Source organism: Bradyrhizobium sp. dw_78 (assembly GCF_018449525.1).
Lineage (GTDB): Bacteria > Pseudomonadota > Alphaproteobacteria > Rhizobiales > Xanthobacteraceae > Bradyrhizobium.
This window is the reverse complement of sequence record NZ_JAAVUS010000018.1, coordinates 1-17,080: the sequence shown is the minus strand read 5'-3', so window position 1 is coordinate 17,080 and position 17,080 is coordinate 1. Positions and strand designations below refer to the sequence as shown.

The window sequence follows — 17,080 nt, the reverse complement described above, 5'->3', positions numbered from 1 at the left end:
TTCGCGATGAACATGCACCCGGGCGCGCCGGCCGCCGCCTATGATCCGCACTACGATCCGCTGGTTTCAGAAAGCCCCGGGCGGAATCGGGATTATGCGCCAACCTACTGGATCGCAACGGCAGGCGTTCCGCCGCAAACTGACGGCCCCATCGCCGGCGACACTGACAGCGACGTTGCGATCATCGGCTCCGGTTATACCGGCTTGGCCTGCGCTATCTTTCTCGCCCGCGAATTCGGCATCAAGGCCACCGTGCTGGAAGCCAATCAAGTCGCATGGGGTTGCAGTACCCGCAACGGCGGCCAGGCGCAGAACGCTTCGGGGCGATTGTCCCGCTCGCAATGGATTGGGCGCTGGGGTTTCGACGTCGCCCGCCGCATGCACGCGGAAATAACGGATGGCTTCGAGACGTTCGAAGATCTGGTCCGCTCGAGCCCGATCGATTGCGAGCCGCAGCGCGGCGGTCATCTCTATATCGCGCATCGCCAGCGCCATCTGGACAAGATCGCGGCTGAATCGAAGATTCTCAACGACGTCTTCGGCTATTCGACCCGCATCGTGCCGCGCGCGGAACTGCTCCGCGATTTCGTCAACGAGGCGGAAGCCGTCGGTGCGGTCCACGAGCCGCTCGGTACCGGCGTTCATCCGGCGAAACTGGCATTCGGCTATCTGCGCATGGCCAGAGATCTCGGAGCCCGGGTGCATCCGGCGAGCCCGGTCCAGCAGATCGAGCAGCGCGACGGCGCGTTTTTCCTGCGCGCGCCGGGCGGTACGGTCAGGGCTCGCTCGGTAGCTATCGCAACCGGGGCCTATACGTCGCTGGGATTGACGCCGGTCTTGCAGAATCGGTGCATGCCGATCCTCTCCAATTCGCTGGTGACCCGTCCGCTGACCGCGGCGGAACTGGAGGCGACCGGCTTTCGCACCAGGCAGGTCATCACCGACACCCGAACGCTTCGCTTCTATTATCGCCTGCTTCCCGATAACCGCGTGCAGATCGGCAGCCGCAGCGCCATCACCGGCGCCGATGCTGCCAACGACAGGCACTTCCAACTGCTGGTCGACGGGTTGCATCGCAAATTTCCGCCGCTCCACGGCATCGAGATCGATTATTCATGGTGGGGATGGGTCGACGTCAGCCACGATATGATGCCGCGGATTTTCCGTCCTGATCCGAAACAGAATTTATTCTATGCCCTCGGCTATGGCGGCAATGGCGTGTCCTATTCGGCACAGGCCGGACGGCGGATGGCGCAGATGATCGCCGGGCAAAGCTTCAACGGCCAGGATTTGCCGATCTTCACCTCGCCATTGCCCGGACATGCTTTTGCGCCGTTTCGCCGGATCGGACAGCGGATGCTCTATCGCTGGTACCAATTACGCGACGAAGCGGCCTGAATGCAGTCCGGCAGTTTCGCCGCAACCAGGTGATGCAATCGTCGGCGGCTTCCGCTTGTGCAGCGCAGACCGCTTGTCGCGATCTTAGAACGCCCGTTTCACCATATAAGGCGGTCTCGCAAGGTGGCGAGGGGTTGCAGTTGGCGAACTCAGAGAGGTCCGTATCCAAACGCCGCGCCTTACAGGCGTGAAGGTCGCCAACCTCAAATTTCGGCTCAAAAGAGCCGAATTCCTGCGATATTTCAAAGGACTTTTCTAGCAGGAAGGCGGAGTAACTCATCGGGCAATGGCGATAACGGCCGATCAAAATCAGCGTGGAAGGGCAACCACCGGCCATCAGCAGGCGTAATTACGCTTATGTATATTTATGAAATTGTACTACTGTACATTATTATTGTAATGGTACATGACGATGGTGTCTCAAGGATGCCAGTCGATTTACCCCGCAGTTAATCACCATAATCAAGGAACGACACAGATGGTCAGCGTTGCGACCCGAGCGCTCGTAGAGAACGAGCCTTACACGCCCGGTCTATCAAGCGAGTACGTGGCGCAGAAGTTCGGCATTGCTCCTGCCGACATAGCCAAGCTCGGCTCCGCGGAAAATCCTTTCGGGCCATCGCCAAAAGCTTTCGCTGCTGTTGAAAAGGGGCAGTCGAGGCTGTCTCTCTACCCGGAATGGACCTCGCAGGCCCTGCGCGCGGCGATTGCGAAAAAATACGGCTTCGAGCCCGACTGTGTCGTATGCGGCTCCGGCGAAACCGAGGTCATTGCGTTCATCCTGCGGGCTTATGCGCAACAGGGCGACAAGGTTCTGATGTATGAACCGTGCTTCCCGATCTATCACATGTTTGCCGAGAACGAAGGACGGGTTGCCGTCGGCGTGCCGATGGGGCCGGACTTCGATTTCGTGATCGACACCTACATCAAGACCTTGAAGGACGTCTCGCCGAAGATCGCGTTCCTGACCAACCCGCATAGCCCGAGCGGGCGTCTCATGTCGGAGAACGAGATCAGGGCGGTGTGTGAGGCGGCTGGCGATCAGACGCTGGTCGTGCTGGATGAGGCTTATATCCACTTCACGCAGACTGCGGGTTCGATGCATTTGACCCGCGACTACCCGAACCTGATTGTGCTGCGAACCTTCTCCAAGGCTTTTGGACTCGCCGGTTTGCGCCTTGGCTTCGGCATCGCAGCGAACAAGGAACTGATCACGCCGCTGCTCAACATCAAGCCCACCTGGAACCTGGGCGCCATGCAGGTCGAGGCCGGAATTGCCGCCCTGGACGATGATGAGCATGTCGATCGGACGGTCGCGATGATCGCCGAAATGCGCGACTATCTTTATCGCGAACTCGCCGGCCTCAACCGCTTCCGGATGGTGCCGAATTCCCGCAGCAATTTTTTCCTGCTCGAAGTTCTCGATGCCGAACTGGATTCGACCAAGGTCTTCGACGAGTTGTTGAAGCGCGGTGTGATCGTGAAGGACGGTTCCGTGTCGTTCCGCGGGCTTGGGAAGCGCTTCCTGCGAAGCGATTTCAGCCTCAAGAAGCACATGGATCGCCTGGTGTGGGCGCTGAAAGAAATCGACGCGGTATCCGCAATCTGATTGTCTGACAGATCATGGGCGATCTTCTGATAGGCATCGATGTCGGCGGCACCTTTACCGACGCCATCGTGTTCGATAGCGGCAACGGAAGCCTGCTTGCGGCGTTCAAGGTTCCCTCTTCGACGGGGGAGCCCGGCAAGGCTGTCGTCGATGCCATCGAGAAAATCGCCCAGTCGGTCACGATAAAAGACGCCGTCGTGTGTCACGGGACCACGGTGGGTACGAATACGTTGATCGAGAGGCGGGGAAGCCGGACGGCGCTGTTGTCGACCGCAGGCTTCTCCGACGTGGTTGCCTTGCGCCGTCAGGACCGGCCGATCCTCTATAGCTTCGATGTGCGGATATCCGAGCCGCTCGCGCCAAAGGAGCTTCGTTTCGATATTCCGGAGCGGGTCGCCGCGGATGGCTCCGTGGTCCGCCCGCTCGAAACATCGGGTATCGTCGAGAAGCTCCGGGATGCGGGCGTCGAAGCTGTCGCGATCAGCTTTCTGCATTCCTACGTCAATGACGCGCATGAGCGCGCACTTGCCGCGGAAATCGAGGATGCGCTTCCGGGCGTCTTTGTCACGCGCTCAGGCGATGTATGTCCTGAGTTTCGCGAGTACGAGCGGTCAAGCACCACCCTGGTGAACGCCTATCTTGGGCAGACTGTCGGCAAATACGTCTCGAAACTGAATCTTGATCTGCGGAGCAGGGGCATCCAGCGCCTGATGATCGTCAAGTCCAATGGCGGTCTCACCTCTCCGGAAAACGCATCGCGCTATCCGGTTCACTTGATCGAGTCCGGTCCGGCTGCGCAACTGACCGCCGCGGCCGCCTTTGCGCGGGCGACGGGACGGCCCAATCTGGTCGCCTTCGACATGGGCGGTACGACTGCGAAAGCCGGCGTGATTCGCAATGGCCAGCCCGAAATGGTGTCGGAGTTCTACGCCGACCGGCTGGTCGACGGCCGCGAAGTGGGCGGCTATGCGATTCGCAGCGCCGTTCTTGATCTCGTCGAGATTGGCGCCGGAGGCGGTTCGATCGCGTGGATCAATGAGGCCCATGTCCTCAAGGTGGGCCCCAGAAGTGCGGGCGCTGTGCCCGGGCCCGCCTGCTATTCCCGGGGGGGAAGCCTTCCGACGGTCACGGATGCCCATGCCGTGATCGGCACCCTGACGGCTGAACTTTTTGCCAATTCCGGAGTCCGCTTCAATCGCGAATACGCGGTCGAAGCGGTACGCGAGCATATTGCAAATCCTCTCGGCTGGACGGTGGATCGCGCGGCCTATGCCATTATCGATATCGCCGTTGCCAACATGGCAGAGATGGTCCGCCTCGCCACCACGCAGCGCGGGCTCGACCCGCGCGATTTTGCGCTTCTCGCTTCCGGCGGCGCGGGGCCGCTGCACGCCGCGGCCGTCGGCGCGGAGATCGGCGCGAGTGAAGTCATCGTGCCGCCTTATCCCGGCATGTTCAGCGCGCTTGGCGCGACGCTCGGAACGATCCGTCACGAAGTCACGCAAACCCTGCTGCGCAATTTGCGCGATCTCGATGAAGCCGATTTGTCCTCTGGCTTCGCTCAGCTAGCGAAGCGGGTAGATGTCATTCTTTCCGCTGAAGCCGCGGGCCACGCTCGCCCGCGTTTTGAAAGAATACTGGAAGCGCGTTTCGTCGGGCAGTTGTTCGAGCTGCGCGTGCCGGCCGGCAACGGCGATGACGCGCTTCCGTCGCCCGAACAGGTGGAGCGGACATTTCGCGGGCTCTATCTCAGGGAACACGGGTTTGAGCTTCCCGATGCGCAGGTGCAACTGGTGAATCTCCGCCTCATCGCCACCATCGATCTCGGTCACAGCGGTGACCGGATTTTCGTGCGGCATGATCCGGCTACCCGTGCGCCCGACCCGCTGCGGATGGTCAAAATTCTGGCGCGGGATGGCGGGGAAGCCACGATACCGGTTTACGCGGCTGGCGATGCGGCGGGAGGAACGATCACCGGGCCATCCATCATCGAGCATGCCGGTGCAACCGTCTGGCTGCACGCCGGGCAATCTGCACGGATCGAGTCCAATGGACAGGTGGTCGTAACTCTATCCGGTGGGCTTCAATGATTCCGCAGTCCAAGAGCATTATTGACCGCGATCCGGTGACCTTTGAGGTCGTTCGCAGCGCGCTGTATGCGATCTGCGCCGAAATGAAGTCGGTGGTCATGCGAACTTCATTTTCTCCGCTTCTCAGTCTGTCGGCCGATCTGTCATGCGCCTTGCTGGATGCTCATGGCAAGGTCGTCGCGCAAGGCAGGGACATTCCGGTCCATTTGGGGGCGGCGCCATTCACGGTACGTGCTGCGTTTGACGCGTTTCCGATCGAGAACTGGAAAGCGGGCGACGGCGTCATCTTGAATGATCCGTATTCGGGCGGAACGCATCTTCCCGATGTCTCGCTGATCATGCCGATCTTCCACGAAGACCGGCTTTGCGGGTTTTCCCTGAGCCGGGTACACTGGCCCGACGTCGGCGGCATCGCCGCGGGCAGTTCGAGCGTTTCCGACGAGATATTCAAGGAAGGGATTCGGATTCCTCCGCTGCTGATCATCGAGGGACACGAGCCGCGCGCCGATATCCTCGCGCTTATCCTCGCCAATGTTCGCGTACCGCAGGATCGTCACGGTGATTTCCGCGCCCAGATTGCGGGTGCCCATCGTGCGGAGTTGCGCGTGCGCGAACTCGCCCGGCGCTATGGCGCGGACCTTCTGTCCGAGGTGATGGCCGACGCGCAGACCTATTCACAGCGGATCGTCCGCCGCCGGCTGGAAAGCCTGCCTGATGCCGTCGTTGAACATGAAGAGATGCTTGATGGCGACGGAATCGATCCGGATGCGCGGCCGCTCATCCGCGCGAGGATCGAGAAGAAGGGCGACTCCTTCATGGTGGATTTCACCGGCTCGTCGCCATGCGTCAAAGGTCCGGTCAACTCGCCGCTCGCGGTCACGGCGTCGTCCGTTTATTATACGCTGCTGGCTCTGGCCGGCGGAGAGATTCCTCCCAATAATGGTGTCTATGAGGTTGCCCAGATCGTGGCTCCGGAAGGTGCGATCGTGAATGCGGCCTATCCGTCGCCGGTCGTGGCCGCCAACACCGAGACCTCCAATCGTATTGTCGATATTCTTCTGGCGGCGCTCGCCAAGGCCTATCCTGACCGGGTTCCGGCCGGCAGCTATGGTTCCGCCTGCGTCTATACGCTGGGCGGTGTCGATCCGCGCACCAGCCGGCGCTTCGTTCACTATGAGACGGTCGGAGGCGGGGCGGGAGCCACCGCAGCCGGACCGGGCGCCGGTGGCATCCGGGTACACATGGGCAATACCATGAATCTTCCGATCGAAGCCGCCGAAGCGGCCATGCCGATCCGCTTCACCGCCTATCAGTTGGTGACGGAGAGCGGCGGTACTGGCCTCCATCGTGGCGGTGCAGGCGTGCGGAAAGCGATCGAGGTTCTCGTCGATGGAGTCGAAGCGTCGATTCTCGGGGAGCGAACCCTTTCGGCGGCGAAGGGGGTTGCGGGCGGCGGTGCCGGCGCCGTCGCGAAATTCTCGTATCTCGGCGCGGATGGCAAGGTTCGCCCGCTGCCGGCGAAGAGCGGACCGCACAAGCTTTCAAAGGGCGACCAGTTGGAAATGATCACCGCCGGCGGCGGTGCATGGGGAAGGAGTTCAAATGACGCAGAGTGAGAAGACCTCCGGACGGGCCAAGAGCGATCGGCGAACACGCATCGCGTTGCTGGTGCCTTCGTCCAACACCATCATGGAGAACGATCTGCATAGCGCCTTGCCGCGTGAGCATTTCACCGTGCATACTGACCGGATGTTTCTGGTCGAAACCACCCGCGATGCCGAAATCCGCATGATCGAGGATTACGCGGCTCCGGCAGCGAAAGACCTGGCGACGGTCAATCCAGATCTGCTCGTTTTCGGCTGTACCTCCGCCGGCTCATTGTTCGGCCTGGAATATGATGCAGCCACCTGTCGCAATCTCGGCGAGTTGGCCGGTTGTCCCGCGCTCGGGGTGGTCAATTCGGTGTCTGACGCGCTTGCGCGCATCGATGCACGCAGGATTGCGGTCATCACGCCCTACATCGAGGATCTGACCCGCTCGGTCGCCGACGCTCTCAAGAATGGTAATCGGGAGATCGTTGCGGCCCACGGCATGGGTATCAGCGTCAATGTCGAGCTGGCCGACCCGACGCCGGGCGACATCGTCCGCTTCGCCAAGGAAAAGCTTGAAGGCGTATCGTTCGATACCCTGTTCGTTTCCTGCACGAATTTTCGTTCGCTCGAAGCGAAGAAGGAACTCGAGGCGTTGTTTGGTGTGAATGTCGTCACCAGCAACAGTTCGGTGATTGACGCCATCATCCGGCGCTTCGTGCCGGCAAGCGCCAGCTAGGGTAGTTGCGCCTTCACCTTACGCGGCCTCTCTCGGAGCCGGGCTCTGGCCTAGGTGATTGTCGTGGAAAGCCGTGGACGGGCGCCGATGACGGCACGGAATTTGGAGAGCTGCTCCTTGAGCAGATCCGTGCCGTCTCCTCCGCCGAGGCAGATCCTGATGAAATTGTTGTCACGATCGGCTTGCCTGTCCACCGAGAAGTGATGGCCGGGAGAGACCCGAACGCCCAGGGTCAGAAGCTCCGAAATGAAATCATCGAGCCGCCATGATTCCGGAACGGCCTGCCAGATATGATAGCTGGGCAGGGTGGTTGACGGCTTCAATCCGGTCACATCGCGGAAGATGCCAAGACGGCGCGCGGCTTCTTTTTGGTGCGCGGTCACGCAGCGGTCAGCGGACCCGCTTTCCATCATGAAGGCAAACATTTCGACCCAGAAGGATGGCGCGGTCCAATGCAGGGCGACCAGTGCGTTCTGCAGCGTTGAGAGCAGCCGCTCCGAAGCCACGATAGTGCCGAGCCTAATGCCGGGCGCGATGCATTTGGAGAGGCTGCTGATATGAATGACGACCTCGCGGTCGAGAGCCGCCAATGGCGGAAGCGGATCGCCGGACAGGATGCCGTAGATGTCGTCTTCCACGATGACCGCGGAATTGTCCCTGCACACAGCTACGATCTTACGCCGCCGCTCGGCGCTCATGGAAGCGGTTGTCGGATTTTGCACCGACGCCGTGCAGATAACGACCTTGGCGCCTGTTTTCTTGAGCTTCCTGGCGAGGTCCGCGGGATCGAGCCCGTGCTCGTCCATCGCGACGGCCTCGATCCTGACCTGGTTGAGATCGCCGAGGCGCCTGATCCCGGCATAAGTCCATTGTTCGCAGAGAACGGTGTCACCTCGATGCGCCAACGCGTAGAAACAGGCAGCGAGGGCGTGCTGGGCGCCGTGTGTAAGAACAACGTCCGAAGGAGCGACCGATAGCTGACGCTTCCTCAGCCACTTCGCCATCAGGGTTCGATGGGCCTCGGAGCCGGTTGCCGGCTCATAGGCGCAGAGCGTATCGGAGGTATGACGGCTACCCATTTCCTCGAGCGCCGCATCCAGGAATGGCTTGGACGGACGCGAAGGGACGGTGTTGAGGCTGAGGTCTATCTGCGGGCGCTCGAACTCGGCGCCTCCATCGCCTACCCGAACGAATGTGCCGCTTCCCGTCCGCGAGGTTACGATGCCTCGTTGCATCGCCTCGCGAAAAGCCTTTGTTACAGTGGCAATCGTCACGTCGAGCGCTTGGGCAATATCGCGCTGCGGGGGCAGGCGATCGCCATGCCTCAGGGTGCCATTGGCGATATCGGCCTCCAGCGCTTCGACAAAAGCGAGATATTTCGGTTTCTCAGAATTGGAGATGCGCGGCTTCCAGCCCATTCTCGTCCTTTCATCGGCCGTCAAAGCCGAATCCTCAATTCCTATCGAGCAGCCGGTATTTGAGGCCAAGCATCAGCGGATAGCCCGTATGGGTAGTCCAATTGTCCACCGATTCGATAATTGTACTACCGATGAGCTTTCGCCGTCACGGGAAAAACGATTGCCTGAAAACTGAGCTGGAAACGCCCATCAAACCGACAATGCCGCAGCGATTTGCGTGAATTTGGGAACAATTAGCCCATAACAGCGATCTTTCAGCGTCAGATCACGTTCCCGCAGGGCGATTGTCTGCTTGCATAAAACTTGCTTTGGTCAAATTGTCCTAATACGGTTTTGGTGATTAACAGGGCGAAGCGGGATGGTGACCATTAAGCCGTGCGTCAGTCAGGAGGCGATGGCCGTTGTCGTTCTGCCGGTCGGCGGCGGCGGGAAATCGCGTCTATCGATGCCGCTGCGGACGCCCGAATGATGCCTCACAAGGTCATCATGGGCTCCAAAGCGAGGGCCGTCCTGGCCGAGTCGCTGTCCCATGCGGTTCGCGCGGTGGTCGTTTCGCTGGGGCCTGCGGGTTGCGCGGTGCTGCGCGACAGAGGTGCGAATTCGGTCGAGACGGTTCATTCCGGCGGATCGATCGCCCGTATCGTCGCGGACGAGGCCGGCCCGTGGTCAATTGCTCCACGCATTCTCGGCGAAGTCCTTGCCGATACCGAACGCGATTTCGGTGATGGGACGGCGCGTGTCGCGTGCATCTGCGAGGCGATATTTGCGTCCGGCGCGCAGGCTGCCGCCCACGGCGTGCCGCTGGGTGCGCTTGCGGATGCTTTGCTCGATCTGGCGCCGCGTCTCGACGAATTGTTGGCGGCGGAGACTTGCGACGCGCCACCGCTTGCGGCGTTGGCGGAGGCCGCCTGCTACGATGCTGAAATTGCCCAGGCCCTTGCGTCGCTCGATGCCGCGGTCAATCCCCACGGCGTCATTGATATCCGCGAAAGCTGGAAGCCGGGTATAAGGATTCAATCCGCCGCCGGCTTCGTGCTCGACGTCCAGCCGGAAGCGATCGGCTTCGCCGCGACCGAGCAGGTCGCTCTCACCATGAACCGCGCAAGCGTGCTGATCGTGAACGACATCGTCGACAGTTTCGGCCCGTTCGCGCGTATATTGGAGCAGTTCGTCGCGAAAAATCGATCACTTGTGATCGTGGCGCGGGGCTTCGGACCGGAAGCGAGGGCCGCGCTGCTCTCCAATCGCAAGGGGCTGGGTCTCAATCTTCTCGGTCTGGTGCCCGAGGATGTCAGCCTGAGGGCGGCGGCGGTCTTGGAGGACCTTGCGGTTGCAACCGGCGGCGCGGTGATCGATGACCGGCTCGGTTCGTCGCTTGCCGATGTCAGGCCGGCGATGCTCGGCCAGGCGCGGCAAGTCCATTGGTCCGGCACACGCGCGATCCTCAGCGACCCGGCAGGCCAGCCGGACGCGATTGAATACCGTCGCAACGAATTGATTGCGGAAGCGAAGAAACAGCAATATTTGGCGCTCGACCGAGATCACCTGCTTCGCCGCGCCGCCCGTCTGGCGGGGCTCTGGGCGGAAATTCAGATCGGGGCTCAGGGCGGTCTCTCTTCGTCGCAGCGCGTTACGCGCGCGAAAGCGGCGTTGTCCGTGATCCGGCATGCCTCCATCGCCGGGGTTGTTCCCGGTGGAGGAGTGGCACTTGCGCGGGTCGGCAAGGCGCTCGAACAACGCGCCAGGCCGACATCGGCGACCGGGGCGTCCCACTTTGCCGCGCGAGCGGTCGCGGCCGGTTGCCAAGCGGTGACTTATCGCATCGCGGCGAATGCCGGAAGCGACGGGCGAGCCGCCGTGACGCTGGCATCCGGTCCGCGGCGTGATGCCGTTGCCTATGATGCGTCGCGCCGGGCTTCGATAGCGCTGCGCGATTGGCCGATCGCCGATCCGTTATCGATCACACAGAGCATCCTGCGGCGGGCGATATCGGCGGCCGCGACGATGCTTCGGGTCGAGGTGCTGGTATGCTGCTGACGCCGACGGCCAGCGAATTCTCTCCATCAATTCATCATCAGCCAAACGAGCAGCGGTCCATGCAGTCCCAGCAATCGAACGACATCATTCTGGATGCGGCCGATATTTCTCATGTTTATCATTCGGCCTATGTTCTCGACCGCGTGTCGCTCCAGACCAGGCGTGGAGAGTTCCTGACGATCCTGGGCGAGAGCGGTTCCGGAAAGACGACGATGCTCCGGATCATTTCTGGACTGGAAACGCCCACCCATGCGACCCGTCTGGAGATCAATGGTGCCAATGTTCTCGGAGTGCCGGCCTCTCAGCGTGATTGCACCACGGTGTTCCAGAGCTATGCACTGTTTCCCCATATGTCGGTCGCCGAGAACGTGGCCTACGGCCTGCGTCTGCGCAAGGTCGGCAAGGAAGAGATGTCGAAGCGGACGGAGCAGGCGCTGGCGATGGTGCGTCTGGACCAAAAGGGCGATCGCCGCATCAATCAGCTTTCAGGCGGAGAGCGCCAGCGGGTTGCTCTGGCCCGCGCCCTTGTCACGAGACCTTCGATCCTGCTGCTGGACGAACCGCTCGGCGCGCTTGACGAAAAATTACGCCAGGACATGCAAACCGAACTGATCGATATCCATCGATCGCTCGGAACGACGTTCATCTATATTACGCACAGCCAGGAAGAGGCGCTGACGATGAGCGATCGCATCGTCTTGATGCGCAACGGCCGGATCGAACAGCGTGGCAACCCTGAGGATCTTTTCGATCGCCCCTGCAGCCGATTCGCCGCGTCGTTCATGGGCTTCGAGAATTTGTTGGCGGCGCGGGTTCTGGAGTTGGTGCCGGACGGCAGCGTCGCGGTCGATTGTGGCGGAGCGCGCTTTCGCGGCTTCTGCGCGGATACCAAGCCGCTCGCAGCCGGTCAGGACGTCGTGATTGCCATCCGCGCCGAACGGATATCTCCGATCGCCGGGACGAACGCCGCCGGAAGCCAGGACAATGTCCTGCCGTGCGCGTTTCAAGGGCAAACCTATCGCGGAAAATACACCGACGTCACGGCGTCCAGCGTGGCCGGACCGATCCGCCTGAGAACATGGGATCGCGGAAACGCTCAGGCCTCGTTCAACGCTATTTCCTGCCGGGTGGAAGATTGCGTCATTCTTTCCAGCTAACATTCACCGAATACAATAGGAGATATCGTCATGGAAGATAAACTCTCGACGACCAGTCAGTTGGACCTCGCCCGACGTGACTTCTTGAAAGGGCTTGCGCTGGCGGGGGCGGCGATGGCGCTTCCGTCCGTCGCCGGAGCCGCCGATGCAAATGTCATTACCGGTTACGGCGTCACGACCGCGCAGTTGAAAGACTGGTCGATCATGGAAAAATCGACCGGCCTGAAGATGCAATTTTCGACCGTGGCCGGTAACGACATTGGCGCATTGATCCGTGACGTGATCTCGTCCGGAGTCGGCGATAAGTTTGATCTCGTCTTCTTTGCCGGCGGCAGCCATAATATTCTTGGCCCGCGCGGGTTCTACGCCGTGCTCGATGAGAAGCGTCCCGAACTGACGCTGTGGGACCGGACCTCCGATGTCTGGAAGCGGTCGTCGGCGGTCGTCGGGCCGGATGGCAAGCAGTACGGTGTGCCGGTGACAGGCAATGCCGACAGTTTCGGGTATTTCGCTGACAAGATCGGTGTCAATCCGGACGGCCAGGAAGATGTCTCCTGGCAGATGCTGTTCGAGAACGAGCGTACGCATGGACGTGCGGCTTTCTCCCGAACCTGGAACTACTCGGCGCCCGCGACCGCGCTCTACCTGAAGGAATCCGGCAAGGCAAAGATCGAGAATCCTGCGGACCTTACGCCGGACGAGGCCAAGACGGTGGTTGATTTCCTGGTCGCGCGCAAGAAGGCAGGGCAGTTCAAGACGCTGATCGCCTCGTTCGAGGAACAGGTGCAGCTTTTGACATCGCGGGAAGTGGATATCGCGAATTGCTGGGAGCCGGCGACGCGTGAAGCGAACAAGAAGCTCGGCGACGGCGCCGTACGCTACGCCTACACCATCGAAGGTTACACCAAGTGGGGCCAGGCCGCCTACATCGCGATGCAGGCGACCAAGCGCGATAATCTGTCCAATATCTACAAGACGCTGAACTATTTCCTCGGCGGTGAATATCGTGCGTATCAGGCCAAGGATCGCGGCTATGGCGGTCCGAACATGGATCTAGGCGTGCAGTATGCCATCGACAACAAGTGGCCGGAAGCCGATGTCACCGAGTTGAAGGAGAGCCTGGTCAAGATCGAGCGGAAGTACAAGAAGCCGTTTGTGGCGAATTATGCGCCTTCCAATGCTGATGCGATCGAGCAGGAATGGCAGCGGTTCCTGAGCGCATGACGTTACCGGTTGAATCGGCGCAGCAAGGCCGCTCGCATTCGGTGCGAGCGGCGGCCATGCCTTCACGCGGCTTCGAGGCCAAAAAGCGCCGCGAGTGGGTGATCCCGCTCTTTTGCGTCGCGTGGGGGCTTCTGGTCATTTTGCCGCTGGTGATCCTGGTCTGTTTCAGCTTCTTCGAGAGCCGAAACTTCATGATGGTCTATCAGCCCTCCCTGAAGACCTGGACGGAGCTGTTTTCGTCGGGCCGGTTCGAAGTCATGTCGCGCACGATCCGCGTTGCCCTCAGCGCTACCTTGATTGATCTCCTGATCGGATTCCCATTCGCGCTCTGGCTGGCGAAGGGAGCCGTCAGCCGGCAAACGCGGTCCGTCATGATCACGCTGCTGACGATCCCTTTCTTCCTCGACCTGTCGTCCCGCGTGTTTGTCTGGCGTGGCGTTCTCGACGAGCATGGTCTTGTCAATACGGTCCTGATTCACCTGGGTCTTATTCAGGTGCCGCTCCGGATGCTCTACAACGAGGGGGCCGTGACCTTCGGAATGGTGCTGACGAATTTTCCGCTGATGGTGCTGCCGATCTATTCCGCGATGGCGACCATCGACGATACGCTGCTGGCCGCAGCCGCGGACCTCGGTGCGCCGCCTCGTCGCATCCTTCGGGACATCGTTCTGCCGCTGGCGATGCCGGGCGTCGTGGCGGGCGTGGTATTTGCGCTCGGGCCGGCGCTGGCCTCGTGGGTCGAGCCTGCCATGCTGGGCGGCGGCTTCGTCACGCTGCTGAGCGGGTCGATCGAGAGCGCCTATGAGGCGCTGCGATATCCCACGGTTGCTGCACTTTCGACATTCGCGATCCTGGTCGTCGCGTTCATCCTCTGGGGTTTCACCATGGCGTCGCGCCGGCTGATCGATCTCAAATCCCTGTTCAGGAATATCAACGGATGAGTGACGTCGCTGCACCGGTCCGAGTGCTGTCGTTCGGCAAATGGGGCGGCACCATCACGCTGGCCCTGATCTATTTTGCGCTGGCCTGGCTGGCGTTGATGTCCTTCAACCGGGATCCGATGTCTGGAATTCCGGACGGGTTCACGCTCGATCACTATAGGGAGTTGTTCTCGAGCGGACGGTGGGTTGAGCCGCTGCTTGCCAGTCTGGCGATCGGTCTGTTGGTCGGGCTGAGCGTGATGGTCATTGCGACACTCGTGGGGCGTGCAGTCCCGCGATCGCCGGTCGCCGGCCGCATCGTCCTGTTGTCACTGCTTCCGCTGTTCATTCCGGGTATCGCCCTTGGAGCGTCCCTCTTCATATTCCTGCGCATGATCCTCGGGCTGTCCCTTGGCTTTTGGTCGATCTTCATTGGCCATCTCGTATGGGCGTTTCCGTTCTCGTTCCTTTTCGTCCTGGTGCTGACGACGCGCTTTGACCATCGGCTGCTCGACGCCGCCGCCGATCTCGGGGCGTCGCGATGGCGCGTGTTCTGGGATATCGAGATGCCGCTTCTGCGGCCCGCGATCATTGGCGCGGGCATCTTCGGCTTTCTGGTTTCCTTCAACGAAGGGCAGCGCGCGATTTTTCTGCACGGAAACGCGACCACGCTTCCGATCTGGAACTGGATCATGGCGTCTTCCGAGCAGTCCCAGGTGCCGATCATATTCTGCCTTGAAACGATCGTTCTTTGCGTCGCGCTTCCGCTGCTGGCCGGTACCTTCTGGACGATGGTGGTCAGGCTCGAGAAGGATTGAAGGGGCGTTAGACTAGATTACTTCCATTATTAGCTATTGATGGGAGATATTAAGTCGTGCAATATTTCAGGGACCAACCTGCGAGATCTCCATGAAACTCGATATTCGACGGCTTCTGACCTTCATCGATCACAAGGAAGTCGAGGCCGGCCATCGCCATCAAGTGCCGTTGCGCCGTGTTGCCGCGGTCGCGATTGTCGTCAATCCCTACGCCGGGCGTTATGTCGAGGATCTGTCGGAAGCGATAGCCGCGAGCGTCGATGTCGGTAGTGTCCTATCCAGGCTCGCGGTCGACGCAATGGGCCCGTACAAGACCGAAAGCTACGGCAAGGGCGGCGTTGTCGGCCTGGGTGGAGAACTCGAGCACGCCAATGCAATGCTGACGACGGTGTTCGCGACGCCTCTTCGGGAGGCCGTTGGCGGCGCGGAAGCCTGGATTCCGTCTTTCACAAAGCTTGCCGCGCCGGGGTCGATGATCGACGTTCCGCTGGCCCACAAGGACGCCCTCTACGTGCGCTCTCATTATGACGGTGTTTCGGTGACGCTTCCGCCGGATGCGCCGGCCGCAGACGAGGTCGCGTTGATCGTGTGTCTGGCGAACCGCGGACGCCTGAACGCGCGCGTCGGAGGTCTCGCAGCCGACGCGATCGGCGGCAAGGACGGTCTGCGATAGCTCTGGAATTGCGGCAGCTTGAGACGGGACAGCGGAGGCTCGGATGAAAACGGCGATCGTCAATCTCGGGGCCATTGTCAGCGGCGATCTCAAGGCTCCGTTCGTCAAGGGGGACAGCATCCTGATGGAGGACGGCCGCCTCGCTGAGGTCGGTACGGTTTCCGCCAGCCAGGTGTCGGGCTGCGACGTGGTCATCGATGCGAACGGGACCACAGCAATTCCCGGCCTGATCGACAGCCATGTCCACATCACCTTCGGCGACTACACGCCTCGCCAGCGGGTCGTGGGATATCTCGAAAGCTATCTTCACGGCGGCACGACGACATCGATCACGGCCTCCGAGGTTCACGTTCCGGGGCGCCCCAAGGATCCCGCAGGCGTCAAGGCGCTGGCGCTGGCCGCGCGCGCCTGCTTTTTCGATTATCGCCCCGGCGGGATGCGTGTTCACGCCGGCTCGATTATTCTTGAACCCGGCCTCACCGAGGCCGACCTGGAAGACCTGGTCAAGAGCGGGCTGTGGCTGGCCAAGGCCGGATTCGGTGCGTTCGATACGCCGTTCGAATATGCGCCGCTGATGCAGGCCGCGCGCCGCCTCGGCATGGTGACCACCATGCATACCGGCGGATCGTCGATCCCGAGCTCGTCAGGCATTTGGGCCGAGCATGTTCTCGCCTCCAACCCCACCGTATCCTTCCACGTCAATGGCGGTCCGGCGGCGATGCCCGAAGAGGGATTCGCCAGATTGGTCAATGAAAGCGACATCGCGCTTCAGCTCTGCACGGCGGGCAATTTGCGCACAGCGCTGCTCACCGCCAGGCTGCTCGATGCCGCGGGACAACTCGACCGTCTGTTGATCGCAACGGATACGCCCACCGGCAGCGGGATCATGCCGCTCGGCATGTTTTACACCATTAGTCATCTGGCTAGCCTCGGCGGCATGGCGCCGGAACTGGCGATCGCGGCCGCCACCGGCAATAATGCCACGGTCTATCGGCTGAACTCCGGCTTCCTGAAGGCCGGCAAGGATGCGGATGTGGTGCTGATCGACGCCTGCGCGGGCTCGTCCAAGAACGATGCGTTGTCCGCCCTGAGCAATGGCGACGTGCCTGCCGTGGGAGCGGTTGTTACCGACGGCGTGCCGCGCTTCGTCGGACGAAGCCGCAACACGCCGGCGACGACCCGCGATGTCCGGGTCGCCGAATGCAGGCTTTCGCGAGACTTCTCGGGCGCGGCGCACTGAACGCCGGCCATGGCCGGCCGCTCGCAGGCGCTGCATTATCGTCGTGCTCCAAGGATGAACCTTAGAGCGTTTTCGAGCGAAGTGGATACCGGTTCGCGTGAAGAAAACGCGTCAAACAACAGTCTAGAGCTTCGGTTCTGATTCAATCAGAACCGATCATGCTCTAGG

The 17,080-nt window shown here is 61.2% G+C and carries 13 protein-coding genes; 12 read left to right on the top strand and 1 reads right to left on the bottom strand.

Features of this window, described 5'->3' with window-relative positions; translation table 11 throughout:
- Positions 1 to 6 precede the first annotated feature (6 nt).
- The 5 genes from HB630_RS27965 (at position 7) to HB630_RS27945 (ending at position 7,425) form a co-directional block, all read left to right on the top strand.
- Positions 7 to 1,398 (top strand): FAD-binding oxidoreductase, encoded by a 1,392-nt coding sequence (locus tag HB630_RS27965; protein ID WP_213775959.1) that lies wholly within the window; start codon positions 7 to 9, stop codon positions 1,396 to 1,398.
- 478 nt (positions 1,399 to 1,876) lie between these two features.
- Positions 1,877 to 3,007 carry a histidinol-phosphate transaminase gene (locus HB630_RS27960; protein WP_213775958.1) on the top strand — a complete coding sequence of 377 codons (1,131 nt, stop codon included), beginning with the start codon at positions 1,877 to 1,879 and terminating at the stop codon, positions 3,005 to 3,007.
- Between the two features lie 14 nt (positions 3,008 to 3,021).
- The gene (locus HB630_RS27955) at positions 3,022 to 5,097 is read left to right on the top strand and encodes a hydantoinase/oxoprolinase family protein (RefSeq protein WP_213775957.1); all 2,076 of its coding nucleotides are present in this window, start codon (positions 3,022 to 3,024) and stop codon (positions 5,095 to 5,097) included.
- The gene (locus HB630_RS27950) at positions 5,094 to 6,713 is read left to right on the top strand and encodes a hydantoinase B/oxoprolinase family protein (protein ID WP_213775956.1); all 1,620 of its coding nucleotides are present in this window, start codon (positions 5,094 to 5,096) and stop codon (positions 6,711 to 6,713) included. Before HB630_RS27955 ends, HB630_RS27950 begins: the two co-directional genes overlap by 4 nt.
- Positions 6,700 to 7,425, top strand: a complete 726-nt coding sequence (locus HB630_RS27945) for an aspartate/glutamate racemase family protein (protein WP_213775955.1) — start codon at positions 6,700 to 6,702, stop codon at positions 7,423 to 7,425. Before HB630_RS27950 ends, HB630_RS27945 begins: the two co-directional genes overlap by 14 nt.
- Before the next feature lie 50 nt (positions 7,426 to 7,475).
- Here HB630_RS27945 and HB630_RS27940 read toward each other — a convergent pair whose 3' ends face one another.
- Entirely contained in the window at positions 7,476 to 8,843 is a 1,368-nt protein-coding gene (locus HB630_RS27940; protein WP_213775954.1) for a PLP-dependent aminotransferase family protein, read from the bottom strand.
- Between the two features lie 465 nt (positions 8,844 to 9,308).
- On the opposite strand from HB630_RS27940, the gene HB630_RS27935 reads away from it, so the two are divergent.
- The 7 genes from HB630_RS27935 to HB630_RS27905 all read left to right on the top strand — a co-directional run bounded on the left by HB630_RS27935 (position 9,309) and on the right by HB630_RS27905 (position 16,912).
- The gene (locus HB630_RS27935; protein WP_213775953.1) at positions 9,309 to 10,880 is read left to right on the top strand and encodes a TCP-1/cpn60 chaperonin family protein; all 1,572 of its coding nucleotides are present in this window, start codon (positions 9,309 to 9,311) and stop codon (positions 10,878 to 10,880) included.
- A 59-nt stretch (positions 10,881 to 10,939) separates the two neighbouring features.
- Positions 10,940 to 12,037, top strand: coding sequence for an ABC transporter ATP-binding protein (locus tag HB630_RS27930; RefSeq protein ID WP_213775952.1), 1,098 nt, complete (start codon positions 10,940 to 10,942; stop codon positions 12,035 to 12,037).
- A 30-nt stretch (positions 12,038 to 12,067) separates the two neighbouring features.
- Positions 12,068 to 13,261, top strand: a complete 1,194-nt coding sequence (locus tag HB630_RS27925; RefSeq protein WP_213775973.1) for an extracellular solute-binding protein — start codon at positions 12,068 to 12,070, stop codon at positions 13,259 to 13,261.
- Positions 13,237 to 14,202, top strand: a complete 966-nt coding sequence (locus tag HB630_RS27920) for an ABC transporter permease (protein WP_213775951.1) — start codon at positions 13,237 to 13,239, stop codon at positions 14,200 to 14,202. Before HB630_RS27925 ends, HB630_RS27920 begins: the two co-directional genes overlap by 25 nt.
- On the top strand, positions 14,199 to 14,999 hold the full coding sequence (locus HB630_RS27915) for an ABC transporter permease subunit (RefSeq protein WP_213775950.1): 801 nt from the start codon (positions 14,199 to 14,201) through the stop codon (positions 14,997 to 14,999). Before HB630_RS27920 ends, HB630_RS27915 begins: the two co-directional genes overlap by 4 nt.
- A gap of 91 nt (positions 15,000 to 15,090) precedes the next feature.
- Entirely contained in the window at positions 15,091 to 15,672 is a 582-nt protein-coding gene (locus HB630_RS27910; RefSeq protein ID WP_213775949.1) for an amino acid synthesis family protein, read from the top strand.
- Between the two features lie 43 nt (positions 15,673 to 15,715).
- Positions 15,716 to 16,912, top strand: a complete 1,197-nt coding sequence (locus tag HB630_RS27905; protein WP_213775948.1) for an amidohydrolase family protein — start codon at positions 15,716 to 15,718, stop codon at positions 16,910 to 16,912.
- Positions 16,913 to 17,080 lie beyond the last annotated feature (168 nt).

What these genes read in the sequence shown, in the direction of transcription:
- HB630_RS27965 (WP_213775959.1), top strand. Translation starts at nt 7, where the DNA reads ATGAACATGCACCCGGGCGCGCCGGCCGCCGCCTATGATCCGCACTAC.
- HB630_RS27960 (WP_213775958.1), top strand. Translation starts at nt 1,877, where the DNA reads ATGGTCAGCGTTGCGACCCGAGCGCTCGTAGAGAACGAGCCTTACACG.
- HB630_RS27955 (WP_213775957.1), top strand. Translation starts at nt 3,022, where the DNA reads ATGGGCGATCTTCTGATAGGCATCGATGTCGGCGGCACCTTTACCGAC.
- HB630_RS27950 (WP_213775956.1), top strand. Translation starts at nt 5,094, where the DNA reads ATGATTCCGCAGTCCAAGAGCATTATTGACCGCGATCCGGTGACCTTT.
- HB630_RS27945 (WP_213775955.1), top strand. Translation starts at nt 6,700, where the DNA reads ATGACGCAGAGTGAGAAGACCTCCGGACGGGCCAAGAGCGATCGGCGA.
- HB630_RS27940 (WP_213775954.1), bottom strand. Translation starts at nt 8,843, where the DNA reads ATGGGCTGGAAGCCGCGCATCTCCAATTCTGAGAAACCGAAATATCTC.
- HB630_RS27935 (WP_213775953.1), top strand. Translation starts at nt 9,309, where the DNA reads ATGATGCCTCACAAGGTCATCATGGGCTCCAAAGCGAGGGCCGTCCTG.
- HB630_RS27930 (WP_213775952.1), top strand. Translation starts at nt 10,940, where the DNA reads ATGCAGTCCCAGCAATCGAACGACATCATTCTGGATGCGGCCGATATT.
- HB630_RS27925 (WP_213775973.1), top strand. Translation starts at nt 12,068, where the DNA reads ATGGAAGATAAACTCTCGACGACCAGTCAGTTGGACCTCGCCCGACGT.
- HB630_RS27920 (WP_213775951.1), top strand. Translation starts at nt 13,237, where the DNA reads ATGGCAGCGGTTCCTGAGCGCATGACGTTACCGGTTGAATCGGCGCAG.
- HB630_RS27915 (WP_213775950.1), top strand. Translation starts at nt 14,199, where the DNA reads ATGAGTGACGTCGCTGCACCGGTCCGAGTGCTGTCGTTCGGCAAATGG.
- HB630_RS27910 (WP_213775949.1), top strand. Translation starts at nt 15,091, where the DNA reads ATGAAACTCGATATTCGACGGCTTCTGACCTTCATCGATCACAAGGAA.
- HB630_RS27905 (WP_213775948.1), top strand. Translation starts at nt 15,716, where the DNA reads ATGAAAACGGCGATCGTCAATCTCGGGGCCATTGTCAGCGGCGATCTC.